The 11,961-nt window shown below is 68.9% G+C and carries 13 protein-coding genes and 1 pseudogene; 8 read left to right on the top strand and 6 right to left on the bottom strand.

The window, feature by feature from the left end; translation table 11 throughout:
* The first annotated feature begins 12 nt into the window (after window positions 1-12).
* Window positions 13-507, top strand: coding sequence for a hypothetical protein (locus tag A5727_RS25245; protein ID WP_068257013.1), 495 nt, complete (start codon window positions 13-15; stop codon window positions 505-507).
* Window positions 508-512: 5 nt separating this feature from the next.
* Here the strand turns inward: A5727_RS25245 and A5727_RS25240 are convergent, their stop codons facing one another.
* Window positions 513-1,835: a cytochrome P450 gene (locus A5727_RS25240; protein ID WP_068257010.1), complete on the bottom strand. Its 1,323-nt coding sequence runs from the start codon at window positions 1,833-1,835 to the stop codon at window positions 513-515.
* Window positions 1,836-1,904: 69 nt separating this feature from the next.
* Here A5727_RS25240 and A5727_RS25235 point away from each other — a divergent pair, with 69 nt between their 5' ends.
* Window positions 1,905-2,321 (top strand): hypothetical protein, encoded by a 417-nt coding sequence (locus tag A5727_RS25235; RefSeq protein WP_157521558.1) that lies wholly within the window; start codon window positions 1,905-1,907, stop codon window positions 2,319-2,321.
* On the opposite strand, the gene A5727_RS25230 is transcribed toward A5727_RS25235, so the two are convergent.
* The gene (locus A5727_RS25230; RefSeq protein ID WP_068257004.1) at window positions 2,322-3,620 is read right to left on the bottom strand and encodes a cytochrome P450; all 1,299 of its coding nucleotides are present in this window, start codon (window positions 3,618-3,620) and stop codon (window positions 2,322-2,324) included.
* Window positions 3,621-3,782: 162 nt separating this feature from the next.
* On the opposite strand from A5727_RS25230, the gene A5727_RS25225 reads away from it, so the two are divergent.
* Complete coding sequence (locus tag A5727_RS25225) at window positions 3,783-4,916, top strand: pyridoxal-phosphate dependent enzyme (RefSeq protein WP_231992221.1); 1,134 nt, start codon at window positions 3,783-3,785, stop codon at window positions 4,914-4,916.
* Window positions 4,917-5,060: 144 nt separating this feature from the next.
* Here A5727_RS25225 and A5727_RS28555 read toward each other — a convergent pair.
* Window positions 5,061-5,291, bottom strand: a pseudogene (locus tag A5727_RS28555) (transglycosylase family protein); the annotation flags it as partial.
* A gap of 304 nt (window positions 5,292-5,595) precedes the next feature.
* Here A5727_RS28555 and A5727_RS25215 point away from each other — a divergent pair.
* From A5727_RS25215 to A5727_RS25195, 5 genes are all read left to right on the top strand, one after another.
* Window positions 5,596-6,060 carry a protein disulfide oxidoreductase gene (locus A5727_RS25215; RefSeq protein WP_502687712.1) on the top strand — a complete coding sequence of 155 codons (465 nt, stop codon included), beginning with the start codon at window positions 5,596-5,598 and terminating at the stop codon, window positions 6,058-6,060.
* A 4-nt stretch (window positions 6,061-6,064) separates the two neighbouring features.
* Window positions 6,065-6,946, top strand: a complete 882-nt coding sequence (locus tag A5727_RS25210; RefSeq protein ID WP_068257001.1) for a cytochrome c biogenesis CcdA family protein — start codon at window positions 6,065-6,067, stop codon at window positions 6,944-6,946.
* 10 nt (window positions 6,947-6,956) lie between these two features.
* The gene (locus tag A5727_RS25205) at window positions 6,957-7,481 is read left to right on the top strand and encodes a hypothetical protein (RefSeq protein ID WP_068256997.1); all 525 of its coding nucleotides are present in this window, start codon (window positions 6,957-6,959) and stop codon (window positions 7,479-7,481) included.
* A gap of 70 nt (window positions 7,482-7,551) precedes the next feature.
* Window positions 7,552-7,893 carry a ferredoxin gene (gene fdxA, locus A5727_RS25200; protein ID WP_068256994.1) on the top strand — a complete coding sequence of 114 codons (342 nt, stop codon included), beginning with the start codon at window positions 7,552-7,554 and terminating at the stop codon, window positions 7,891-7,893.
* A gap of 161 nt (window positions 7,894-8,054) precedes the next feature.
* On the top strand, window positions 8,055-9,272 hold the full coding sequence (locus A5727_RS25195; protein WP_068256991.1) for a DUF7159 family protein: 1,218 nt from the start codon (window positions 8,055-8,057) through the stop codon (window positions 9,270-9,272).
* Between the two features lie 7 nt (window positions 9,273-9,279).
* Here the strand turns inward: A5727_RS25195 and A5727_RS25190 are convergent, their stop codons facing one another.
* The 3 genes from A5727_RS25190 to A5727_RS25180 are packed head-to-tail and all read right to left on the bottom strand — an operon-like array spanning window position 9,280 to window position 11,944.
* The gene (locus A5727_RS25190) at window positions 9,280-9,942 is read right to left on the bottom strand and encodes a sterol desaturase family protein (RefSeq protein WP_068256988.1); all 663 of its coding nucleotides are present in this window, start codon (window positions 9,940-9,942) and stop codon (window positions 9,280-9,282) included.
* On the bottom strand, window positions 9,939-10,658 hold the full coding sequence (locus A5727_RS25185) for a FadR/GntR family transcriptional regulator (RefSeq protein ID WP_068256985.1): 720 nt from the start codon (window positions 10,656-10,658) through the stop codon (window positions 9,939-9,941). Before A5727_RS25185 ends, A5727_RS25190 begins: the two co-directional genes overlap by 4 nt.
* A 41-nt stretch (window positions 10,659-10,699) precedes the next feature.
* Entirely contained in the window at window positions 10,700-11,944 is a 1,245-nt protein-coding gene (locus tag A5727_RS25180; RefSeq protein ID WP_068256982.1) for a cytochrome P450, read from the bottom strand.
* Window positions 11,945-11,961: the final 17 nt, after the last annotated feature.

Below are 11,961 nucleotides of genomic sequence, written 5' to 3'. Positions count from 1 at the left end.
CAAAGGATTGACATGGACACCAGTGCCGTATGGATCATCGTCGCGGTGGTCGCCGTGCTGATCGTGCTGGGTGTGGTGCTCTACGCCGGCCGCCGCCGGCGGGACGCCAAACTGCACGGGCAGGCCGAGCAGATCCGCGAAGAGGTCCAGCAGAAGACCGTGCAGGCCGATCGGCGCGCGGCCCTGGCCGACGAGACCGCGGCGCGGGCCCGGGCGGCGGAAGCCGAGGCGCAGGCCAAGGCAGCCGAGGCGAAGCGGTTGGCGGACCGGGCCCAAATGCACCGCAGCGAGGCCGAATCCACCCACGAGGAACTCCAGGCTCGCCGTGAGCACGCGGACTCCATCGACCCACGGGTCAAGACGGATTCGACGTCGGACCGTGCACAGAACGCCCCCGTCGACCGGCCGCAGGACGTACCGGTTGACCGGTCGCACGACGCACCGGTCGACCGATCGCACACCGCACCCGTCGACCGACCGCACACCGCACCCGTCGACCGGGCGTGAACCGATCAGCGTGGCGCCGGGCCCACGTCGGCCCGGTCATGCGCTGAGCTCAACATGACCGGCAGTTCCGACCACCCACGCAGAACGCGGGTGCTGCGCCGGACACCGGCCCCGGCCGGCCGCGCCTCGGGGAAGCGGTCGAAGAACGCACGCAGGCCCACTTCGCCCTCGGCCCGCGCCAGTGCGGCGCCGAGGCAGAAGTGCCTGCCGCCGGAGAATGCAAGGTGGCGCGCCGAATTGGGGCGATGCACATCGAATGTGTGCGGGTCGGGGAAGACCGCGGGGTCACGGTTGGCCCCGGCCAGACAGATCACCACCATCTCGCCCGCACGAATCCGGTGTCCGGCCACCACGGTGTCCGTGGTGGCGACCCGGGCACTCATCTGCACGGGCGAGTCCAGCCGAAGGATCTCCTCGACTGCATTCGGCCAGCACTCGGGGTGCGTCTGCAGTTCGGTGAGCTGAGCCGGTGAGTCCATCAGCATGCGGATGCCGTTGCCCAGCAGGTTGACCGTCGTCTCGAAGCCGGCGGCAAGCACCAGGCCCGCCGTCGCCTTCAGTTCGGCGTCGTCGAGCAGGCCGTCGGCGTCGGAGAGCCGGACCAGCTGGCTCATCAGGTCGTCGCCCGGTGCGCGCCGCAGCCTGTTCAGATGATCAGTGAGCCAGGCGTTGAACCCGTCGAGCCCGCGCTGGACGCGCTGGAACTGTGCCCACGTCAGGCCGATGTCGAGGCTGGGTGCGGCGAGTTCACCGAACTCCAGTACGCGCGCCCGTTCACTGTCGGGGACACCGAGGATGTCGCTGATGACGGCGACGGGCAGCTGCGCGCAGTAGTCCCCGACGACGTCGACGACGCCGGCCCGACCCGCCAACCGATCGAGCAGTTCGTGGGCGGTGAGCTCGACCCGTTCCCTCAGCGCCGCAACGGCTCTGGGTGTGAAGACCGCCGAGACGGTCCTGCGGTATCTGGTGTGAGCGGGCGGTTCGACGGCCAGCAGTGACGGCGGGCGCAGCGGGTGCAGCGTGTCCGGCCTCGTCAACGCCTGAAGTCGGCGGAAGGGAGCGGGCAGGCTCCCGCCGAGGGTCATGACACGGAACTCCTCGGACCGCAGCAGTTCCTGCGCGACGGCATGCTCGACGGTCAGCCGGCTGATCCGGCACGGGATCAACGGCCCGAGGGGGCGAAGTTCGTCGTAGAAGCCCACCGGATCGGCGAGCACCGCGGGGTCGGCCAGCATCCGCCCCTGGGGATCGCCGCGGCGGGCCGCCACGGTCGCGAAAATCCGTGTCACTCCATGCAGGGAGAACCAGTGGACGCGGTCTCTCATCGGCCCCACGTTACGCCGAGTCGCGCAATCGATTGTGGCCACGCGCACACACCCCCTAGGCTGCTCGTCATGTTTCGGCGCATGGGTCAGACGACATTGGTCATCACTGCAGTGCTGGGCACCGCGGCAGGGTTCGTCGCCGTCGCGTCGGCGGCCCCGGAGGCTGACCCGGTGCTGTGCCAGTACACGTTGAGCGAGCCGCGGGTGGTCGACGTGTCCGGCACTGCGATGGTCAACGCGTCGCTGACGCCCTCGGGCTGCACCGGCTCCGCCGAACCGAACGCGACGCAGGTCTGCGTGTCGGTCGCGGGCAGTAGCACCGCCGGGAAATGCGCCGAACTGCCCGGCTACGGCACCGCCCAGGTGTACCTGTCGCCGTATGTGCCCGGGCAGACCTACACGGTGCGCGGCAGGGGTTGTGCGAATCAGGCGCAGCCGCCGCTGTACTTCTGCTCGACGTTGGGCCCCAAGAGCGCCACGCTCTAGTCAGAGCTTCGGCGGCGTCCAACTCACCGGCAGGCGTTTGATCCCGTGGATGAACGCCGACAGCAGGCGGGCGGGTTCGTCCGTCGCGGTGATGTCGGGCACCTGCTGCCGCAGCTCATCGAAGGCCACGCTGATCTCGCGGCGCGCGAGGTTCGCGCCGAGACAGAAGTGTGCGCCGCCGCCGCCGAACCCGAGGTGCGGGTTGGGGTCACGGCGCACGTCGAATCGCCACGGATCGCTGAACCTCGCCTCGTCGCGGTTGGCCGAGCCGTACCACATCGTGACCTTGTCACCTTCGGCCATCGGCACTCCGGACAGCTCGAAGTCACGGGTCAGCGTGCGACGCATGTAGACCACCGGTGACGCCCACCTGACGATCTCCTCGACCGCGCTGTGGTTGACGGCCGCGAAGTCGTCCCACCAGATCTGCCGCTGCTCGGGGTACCGGCTCAGCGCCAGTACGCCGTGACTGATGGCGTTGCGCGTGGTCTCGTTGCCCGCCACCACCAGCAGGATGAAGAAGGAGGCGACCTCGGCGGAGGTCAGACGCTGTCCGTCGACCTCGGCCTGAACCAGGCTGGTGGTCAGGTCGTCCTGTGGGCTGCGTCGGCGGTCCTCGGCGAGTTCATGCGCATAGGCGCCGATTTCCATTGCGGTGCGCGCGAACTCGTCGAAATCAGTGGTCAGGTCGGGGTCGCCGAAACCCAGGATGATGTTGGTCCAGTGGAATACGCGGTCGTGGTCTTCGGCGGCGATGCCCATCATGTCGCAGATCACCTGCAGCGGCAGGGGACCGGCCACGTCGGCCACGATGTCGCCGTTGCCGTCGGGATGTGCCGTGATCATCTCCGAGACGAGACGGCGGGCGCGGTCACGCACTGCCGCCTCGACCTTGGCCACCACGCGGGGGGTGAAGGCCCGGCTGACGATCGAGCGCAGGCGCTGATGGCGGGGGTCGTCCAGCACGATCATCGAACCGAAGTACTCGGCGAGTTCGGGGACGTTGTCGCCGATCGTGATGTTCGGGCTCGAACTGAAGATCTCGGGGTGTCGGCTGGCGAAGTGCACGTCGTCGTAGCGGGTCAGGGCCCAGTGCCCAGGACCGGATGGCCACTCCTCCAGTCCAGCCTCCGGGAAGAATTTGATGGGCTCGTCCCGGCGCAGCGTCGCGAATGCGCCGTCGCGGAAGTCGTCGTCACGTGACCAGAACTTCCAGCTGCCGAAGTCGATGTCGGACAGCGGCACCTCGGGCGGCGGCTGACCATTGGTGCGTGTCGCGATTCGGGTTGGGGCGCCCATGGTTTCACGCTACCAACGACACTGACGTGGCCCGGTGTTTTCGGGCGGCTGCTGACGCGGCGTGGTGGCCGACCAGCGCGGGCGACGGTCTGGACCGGCGGCCGGCCTGCCCGCGGGTCGCGCAGTTGTGCGGCGAGGCCCTCGGCGGAGAGACTGACCCCCGTGCGCGAGAGCTCTGCGGCAGTTGAGGACCCTCCGGCACTGCGGTGCCGCGACTGCGGAACCCTCGTCGATGTCGCGAGCCTGCTCGTCACGTGCCCGTGCGGCGGCCTGTTCGACCTCGCCGACCGGATCCCAGCCGCCGGCGTGGCTCCCGTCGACGAGACTCGCAACTCCCTCTGGCGCTACGCGAGCGTGCTGCCGGTCGACGTCGACGACCGGATCAGCCTCGGCGAGGGCATGACACCGCTGGTGCCTTCGCGGGACATGCCCAATGTCAGGTTCAAGCTCGACCTGCTGCTGCCGACGCTGTCGTTCAAGGACCGCGGCGCGGTGGTCCTGGCGACGCTGGCCCGCACGCTGGGGGTCGAATCGGCGCTCACGGACAGCAGCGGCAACGCCGGAACGGCGGCCGCGGCTTACCTGGGCCGGGCGCGCATCCCGTGCCGCGTCTTCGTGCCGGAGTCCACCTCGCCGGTCAAGCTGGCGCAGATGCGCGCGTACGGCGCCGAGGTCGTGACGGTGCGGGGGAGTCGCGCGGACACGGCCACGGCGGCGAGGCGTGCGGCCGCGCAGCCCGGCGTGTTCTACGCCAGTCACGTCTATCACCCGTACTTCATCCACGGGGTCAAGACGTTCGGATATGAGTTGTGGGAGCAGAACGGCCGCAGGCTGCCCGAGGTCGTGGTGGTGCCTGTCGGCAACGGCACCCTGCTGCTCGGTGCTCATCTGGCGTTTCGCGAACTCGTCGAGGCGGGGTGGGCGAGCGGGATGCCGACGATCGTGGCGGTGCAGGCCCGAGGGTGCGCCCCGGTCGCCGAGGCGTTCGCGCTGGGTTCCGACACGGTGACCTCGTCGACGGGAACGGAACCGACCGTCGCGGAGGGGATCGCGATCAGCCACCCACCCCGGGGAGCCCAGATCCTGGCGGCGGTCAGAGACACGGGCGGGACCGTCGTCTCGGTGTCCGACGAGCAGATCCTGCGGGCTCGTGCCGACCTGGCGCACCAGGGTCTCTACGTGGAACCGACCTCGGCGGTGTGCTGGGCCGCGGTGCTCGCCGGGGCCGCCGGAGGACTGCTGAACACTGCCGAGGTCGTCGTCCCGTTGTGCGGGGCGGGGGCTAAGTCACCCTGAGCGTCAGCGCGGAGCGCGGGGGATCAGCGCAATGATCTCGTTGATGGTGTTGCGGATGTAGGCACCCGGCGAGCGCTGCGGAAGGACCGGTCCGCGCGGGGCCGTGACGTTGGTGACTCCGGGAACACCCGCGAACGGGGCGGACCCCTTGGGGCCGCACTTGGGCCAGGCCTTGATGCCCTGGGTCGCCAGGACGTTCTCCGCGACGCGGATCTGCTCCTCGCGGGAGGCCGCCGCGGGGTTCCCGACACCGCCGTTGGCGGTCCAGGTGGACTGCTTGAACTGCAGGCCGCCGTAATGGCCGTTGCCGGTGTTGATGGCCCAGTTACCACCGGATTCGCATTGCGCGATGGCGTCCCAATTCACGCTGTCAGCCTGCGCGGTGCCGGCTGACAGGGCCAGGAAGGCAACCAGGAAGGCGCCGGTCAGCGCGGTCATGGCGAGGAACTTCCGGATGGTTTTCATATGGCGTCTTTCGCCTCAATTGACGCAGCTGTTACTCCGATCACTCCAATTCTTATTAAGAATTTTCTGGCATTGTCCGAGCAGCCCCAACCCTGGGCCGCCGTTCGCCGTGATGTGGGTGTGATCGTTCCGCGACCCGGGTATTCGCGCGGAAAAGTGGAAGGAACCGAACATGACGAATTCTCTCGGCAGGGTCCGGGCGCTCCTGGCCGCCATGACACTTGCGCTGGGCGTGGCGATCGGGGTGGCCGCCGCCCCCGCCGCCAGCGCCGACAGCCGCCTCGATTTCACCGGTACCACGGTGTCGGGCGCGCCGTTCAACGGCTCCAGCCTGCAGGGCAAGCCCGCCGTGCTGTGGTTCTGGACGCCGTGGTGCCCGTTCTGCAACCAGGAGGCACCGAATGTCAGTCGGGTGGCGGCCGCCAATCCGGGCGTGACCTTCGTGGGTGTGGCCGCGCGTTCGGATGTCGCCGACATGGCGAACTTCATCTCGAAGTACAACCTCAACTTCACCAATCTCAACGACGCCGACGGTTCGATCTGGGCGCGGTTCAACGTGCCGTGGCAGCCGGCCTATCTGTTCGTCAAGGCCGACGGTTCCTCGACGTTCGTCAACAATCCGACGTCGGCGATGAGTGAGTCGGACCTGTCCAGCCGGGTGGCGGCACTGACCGCCTGACCGCGTGAGTCCCGATCTGGTCGGTCTGGCGTTCGCCGCAGGCCTGGTCGCCGCGCTCAACCCGTGCGGCTTCGCGCTGCTGCCGGTCTATCTGGCCTATGTCGTCTCGGCCACGGACGCGGGCCGGCCCGCGGCCGTGGTGCGCGCCCTGACGGCGACGCTGGTGATGACCCTCGGATTCGTTGTGGTGTTCGCGGCATTCGGGTCGCTGACCGTGGCCCTGGCTTCGACCCTTCAGCGTTACCTGCCCGCGGTCACCGTCGTCATCGGGGTGCTGCTCGTGCTCGTCGGCGGCTGGCTGCTCAGCGGTCGCAGAGCCGCCCTCGTGCTGCCGCAGGCGCTGCAACCGGGCGCGGCGTCGGCGCCCAGCACGCGCCTGGTGTCGATGTTCGGATACGGACTCGCCTACGCGATCGCGTCGCTGTCGTGCACCGTCGGGCCCTTCCTGGCGGTCACGGCGGCGGGGACGCGCACCGGGTCATTCGGGTCCGCGGCCGCGGTCTACGTCGCCTACGCCGGCGGCTTCGCCCTCGTGGTCGGCACGCTGGCGGTCGCGGCGGCATTCGCGAGCTCGGCGCTGGCGGACAGGATGCGGGCCGCGCTTCCCCTGATCGGCCGCATCAGCGGCGCACTGGTCATTCTGGTCGGCCTCTACGTCGCCTATTACGGCGTCTACGAACTGCGCATCTTCCACTCCGACACCGGCGTCGACGACGGCGTGATTCGGGCCGCCGGTCGGATCCAGGCCACGGTCGCCGGGTGGGTGCACGGTCACGGCGGCTGGCCGTGGCTGCTCGCGCTTCTGGTGCTGCTGCTGGCCGCCGGAGGGTGGGGGTGGCGTCACACCCGTCGCCGAACGTGGCACACCCGACAGGGCAGCCGCTAACATTCGCCGCATGATTCGAGCGGCACTGATCGCGGCCGGCACATGCACCCTCGCTGTTTCAGGTCTCGCGCCCGCGTCCGCCGACCCGGACGCCTCGGGGGAGACCGCGTACCTGATCGGTGCCTGCTATGACCCCAGCCAGCCGGTCACAGAGCGCCCGGCCACGCTCGTCTACGGGTGCGATCACTCGAGCGTCATGACCGACATGACGTGGACGTCCTGGGGCGCCGACGGCGCCACCGGCACCGGCATCGACGACGCCGTGGAGTGTCAGCCGAACTGCGCCCAGGGTGCCCGGCTGTCGAACCCCATCGTGGTGCACGCCTGGAACCCGCAGCCGCCGGCCGCGGCGGGCTGCCCGGACGGCGTGCAGTTCTACACCGACTTCACCGTCGCCTATCCCGAGGGTGTTCCGCCGTGGGTGCAGCCGGGCACGTCGTGGACCGAGGACGTCGACTTCATCCGGCTCGACGGGGTTCCCGCGGTGCACTTCAAGAACCAGGGGCCGCTCACCTGCACGCCGCAGAACTCTTGAGGACCGAGGTCCTGAAGATGGGGACCTTCGCTGCGGCATAACGCGCCCAAGGCTCGTTAGCGTCGTCGGTATGACATATGTGATCGGAAGCGCGTGCGTCGACGTCGTGGACAAGTCATGTGTGCAGGACTGTCCGGCCGACTGCATCTACGAAGGTGAGCGGTCGCTCTACATCAACCCGAACGAGTGCGTGGACTGTGCGGCCTGCGCGTTCATCTGCAAGATGGACGCCATCTACTTCGAGGCCGACCTTCCCGACGATCAGAAGCAGCACCTGGCCGACAACGCGGAGTTCTTCACGAAGATCCTGCCTGGTCGGGACGCCCCGCTGGGATCGCCGGGCGGTGCGACGGCCCTCGGGCCCGTGGGGGTGGACACGCCGCTGGTGTCGGCGATGCCCCGAAAGCACTAGCGCAGCATTCGCGTTTCGGCCCGCGATGCGGTAGAGAAAACATCGGATGTGTGTCGAGGGTCGATGACACGCGGGTGCTTCTCGAGTCTGATGGCTGCCCCTGTGCGTGTCTGAGTTCGTCGCGGTCGCGCGACGGCCCCGGACACGAAGGGAGAAGCTGCATGGACACCGTGTTGGGCCTGTCTGTGACCGCCAACACCGTCCAGACCGTGCTGGTCGAGGGCCGAGACGGCGACGGCGCGACCCTGGGCCACGATGAGTTCGACGTCTTCACCGGTGACGTGTCGCCCACCCGGGCCTCCGAGCAGGTCGCCGAGGCCGTGCTGAGCATCGCCTCGGCCGATGGTCACCACCTGCACTCGATCGGTGTCACCTGGAGTGAGGACGCCGACCTGGAGGCCTCGCTGCTGCTGGACACGCTCGCCGAAATGGGCCTGGCCAACGTGGTCGCGGTGCAGTCGCCGCGGGCGGCCGAGGCCCTCGCGCGCAGCATCGGCCGGATGATCGGCTACGAACGCACCGCGGTCTGTGTCGTCGAACCCGACAGCACGATCCTGTCGCTCGTGGACACCCTCAGCTCAAATGTCGAGACCTTCGTCAGCCACGGCATCGAGAACGACGAGCAGCTGCTGGACTGGCTGTCCGGAATTCTCGACGCACGATTCTGGCGACCGGACGGCATGTTCGTCGTCGGTTCGGTCGGTGGATTGGACTCCCTGGCCGGTTGGCTCGAGCAGGAGCTCGGCGTGCCGGTGTTCGACCCGCCCGAGGCCGAACTCGCTCTGGCGCACGGTGCCGCGCTGGCCTCAGCCGGCGACGCCGCGCCGGTGGCCGAGCGCACGGGCCGCCGGCGGCTGCCCGCGGCCCCCATGACCATGCTGGTCGCCGGCGCACTGACCTTCGTGGTCTCGGTGTCGCTGGCGGTGAGCTCCCAGCTGCTCCCGCATCGGGAGGCTGCCGTCGTCACCGACCAGGACGCCCGCAGCACCGCGGTGGCGCCGAAGACGCCCAAGGCCAAACCGGCGGTCCCCGCATCGGCGGCACCGCGTCCTGCGGCGGTGGCGCCGCCGCCGGAGGCGCCCCCGGCGCCGATCCCCGAACAGGCCCCGGTGCCCGAGGCCCGGGTCGACCCGGCGCCCGTCGTCGAGGCGGCCCAGCCGGTGCCGGTGCCGCCTCCGGTCTCGGCGCCCCAGCCCGTCGTGGAGGCCCCGGCGCCGCCGGCCTACGTGCCGCCCCCGGAACCCGAGGTCATCAACCAGATCGCCCCGCCGCCGCCCCCGGTCGTCGCGCCGGTGGTGCCGCAGGTGCCGTATCAGAAGCCGCGGCTGCGGGACCGGATCCTGGACAAGATTCCCGGCCTCAACCGATTCGGCGACTAGGGCTCGCTCAGGCGTTGAGCGCGTGCAGGTTCTTCGCGGTCGGTGATGACGGGACCGCCTGCGGGTCCGGGCAGGTGCCCAACACGCGGTCGGCCGTCCCCGCGGTCGTGACGGTGAACCAGTAGTTCTCGTTCTTGAAGTGATGCTGCCGGTGGTTTCGCCAAATCCCGCGGTACACAGATGATTTCGGCTTGTAGTCGCTGTGGATCAGGTAATGCGTCCACTCGTAGGCCAAGCCGAGGGCGGCCAGGGTCATCAGGAACGTGTATCCGAGTTCACTGCGCGGGAACGCGAACACGGCGATCAGGACGGCTCCGGGCAGCACCCACAGCAGCGCCTGCCACGGAATGAAGACCAGCGCGATCTGACGAGGGTCGACGTGGTGCTCGCGATGCTTACGGGCCAGCAGCGGATCGATGACCACCGGGCCCAGGCGGCGCGGTCGCCAGTGCAGGATCACCACGTGGATGACCCACTCCAGGAACGGAAACGCCGCGAGCATCACGATTGGAACCGCCGCGTCGGCCGGTCGCCACTCGCCGTGTGCGACCCGCATCACCGAGGCGACGATGAGCAGCGCGAGGATCATGGGCGGGGTGGGATGACGCACGAACTCCCGTGCGGCCTGGGGCAGCGTCACAGCCCGGTGTGACTTCTCGGTGACAGTCATGAGTTCTCCAACTCCTCCAGAGCGCCGAGGATGGCCGAGGTGGCCGGGGCGAGCAGGTCGACCGCGGCCCGATGTGCCGCCGCTTCGTCTCCGGCGGCGATCGCCTCGGCCAGCGTGCGATAGGCCTCGGGATGTCCCACCTCGGCCGACATCAGCGTGGCCAGCGCGGGCAGGGCGGGTTCGTACGTCGCGCGCAGCGTGTTGTACATCAGCCGGAACACGATGGAGTCCGCGGCGTCGACGATGTGGTCCCAGTAGGTCAACGCATGTTGTTGTGCGGCAATGGGATCCGTTTCGTCTGTCAGGAGGTCGACGACCCCGCCGAGCAGTGCCGCGAGATCCGCGCCCCCACGCCGGGCGGCCAGTTCGGCGACTTTGGGGCCGTTGTGCAGGCGTGTCTCGAGGATGCTGCGCACCACCGTGAGGTCGACTTCCGTGCCCCGGATGAGCAGATGGGGGAGAAGGTCGAGGCCGGCGTGGCGGCGGAAGTCGCGGACCGTGGTGGCGTCACCCTGCCGGATGTCGACCAGGCCGACCGCCATCACGCGCTTGAGTGCCTCCCGGACCGCGGGCCGCGACACACCCAGCACCTCGGCCAGGCGACGTTCACTGGGCAGTGCCTCGCCGGGGGCGAGGTTGCCGCGGAGCACTTCGTCGAGAAGCTGGTCGAACACGTCCTCGGGGACCGAACGCCGGTTCACCGGTTGCAGGGCCATGCCCTCCAGGCTGACCCATCGTGGTGGCAGAGGTCAAGTGGTCAGACCAGTTGGTCTCGAGCGCCCTGGTAGTCGACCCGCCAGTGCTTGATGCCGTTGAGCCACCCCGAACGCAGGCGCTGCGGAGTCCCGACCGCCTTCAGGGCCGGCAGATGGTCGGCGATCGCGTTGAACATCAACTCGATGGTCATCCGGGCGAGGTTGGCGCCGATGCAGTAGTGCGCACCCGTGCCCCCGAAGCCGACGTGCGGGTTGGGGTCCCGCAGGATGTCGAACGTGAACGGGTCCTCGAACACCGTCTCGTCGAAGTTGGCGGAGCGGTAGGACATCACCACCCGCTGGCCCGCGGCGATGTGTACGCCCGACAGGTCGTAGTCGGTCAGGGCCGTGCGCTGGAACGACGTCACCGGGGTGGCCCATCGCACGATCTCGTCGACCGCGGTCGCTGGCCGGTCGCGCTTGAAGAGGTCCCACTGGTCGGGGTGCTCGGCGAAGGCGATCATTCCGTGGGTGATCGAGTTGCGGGTGGTCTCGTTGCCGGCCACGGCCAACAGCACCATGAAGAAGCCGAACTCGTCGTCGGAGAGCTTGTGACCTTCGACGTCGGCCTCGATCAGTGTGGTGACGATGTCCTCTCCGGGGTGCTCGGCGCGGTCGGCCGCGAGCTGCATCGCGTACATGATCAGTTCGGTTGCGGCACTGCGGTTGTCGTAGTGGGCGAACTCCGGGTCGTCGTCGCTGACCATCTGGTTGGACCAGTCGAACAGCTTCCTGCGGTCCTCGAGCGGAACTCCGAGGAGCCCGGCGATCGCCTGCAGCGGAAGTTCGGCGGCCACCTGTTCGACGAAGTCTCCGGTGCCGGTGGCCGCCGCGGCCTTGGCGATGTGCTGGGCTCGTTCGTCGAGATCGGCCCGCAGTCGTTCGACGGCGCGGGGCGTGAACCCACGCGAGATGATCTTGCGCAGATGGGTGTGGTGCGGCGCGTCCATATTGAGCAGCACGAACTTGCCCGTTTCAAGCTGCTGCTGCGTGGACCCCTCCGGGTAGCGCGGAATCGCCGTCTTCTTCTCACTGGAGAAGACGTCGCTTCGCACCGACACCTCTTTGACGTCGGCATGCCTGGTGACGAGCCAGAAGCCGTCGTCGTCGAAGCCGCCCCGGGGCTGCGCGTTCCACCAGATCGGGGCCTGCTGCCGCAGTTGGGCGAGTTCCTCGGCCGGCAGGCGTTCGCAGTTGAGATCCGGATCGGTGAAATCGAAGCCGGGAGGCAGGGTCGGACCTGGCATGCGGTGCACTCCTCACG

Source organism: Mycobacterium sp. ACS4331 (assembly GCF_001667265.1).
Lineage (GTDB): Bacteria > Actinomycetota > Actinomycetes > Mycobacteriales > Mycobacteriaceae > Mycobacterium.
The sequence above is the reverse complement of the archived record's forward strand: the minus strand, read 5'-3'. Positions and strand labels throughout refer to the sequence as shown.

Coding starts and splice junctions, on each gene's coding strand:
- A5727_RS25245 (WP_068257013.1), top strand. CDS start 13: ATGGACACCAGTGCCGTATGGATCATCGTCGCGGTGGTCGCCGTGCTG.
- A5727_RS25240 (WP_068257010.1), bottom strand. CDS start 1,835: ATGAGAGACCGCGTCCACTGGTTCTCCCTGCATGGAGTGACACGGATT.
- A5727_RS25235 (WP_157521558.1), top strand. CDS start 1,905: ATGTTTCGGCGCATGGGTCAGACGACATTGGTCATCACTGCAGTGCTG.
- A5727_RS25230 (WP_068257004.1), bottom strand. CDS start 3,620: ATGGGCGCCCCAACCCGAATCGCGACACGCACCAATGGTCAGCCGCCG.
- A5727_RS25215 (WP_502687712.1), top strand. CDS start 5,596: ATGACACTTGCGCTGGGCGTGGCGATCGGGGTGGCCGCCGCCCCCGCC.
- A5727_RS25205 (WP_068256997.1), top strand. CDS start 6,957: ATGATTCGAGCGGCACTGATCGCGGCCGGCACATGCACCCTCGCTGTT.
- fdxA (WP_068256994.1), top strand. CDS start 7,552: ATGACATATGTGATCGGAAGCGCGTGCGTCGACGTCGTGGACAAGTCA.
- A5727_RS25195 (WP_068256991.1), top strand. CDS start 8,055: ATGGACACCGTGTTGGGCCTGTCTGTGACCGCCAACACCGTCCAGACC.
- A5727_RS25190 (WP_068256988.1), bottom strand. CDS start 9,942: ATGACTGTCACCGAGAAGTCACACCGGGCTGTGACGCTGCCCCAGGCC.
- A5727_RS25185 (WP_068256985.1), bottom strand. CDS start 10,658: ATGGCCCTGCAACCGGTGAACCGGCGTTCGGTCCCCGAGGACGTGTTC.
- A5727_RS25180 (WP_068256982.1), bottom strand. CDS start 11,944: ATGCCAGGTCCGACCCTGCCTCCCGGCTTCGATTTCACCGATCCGGAT.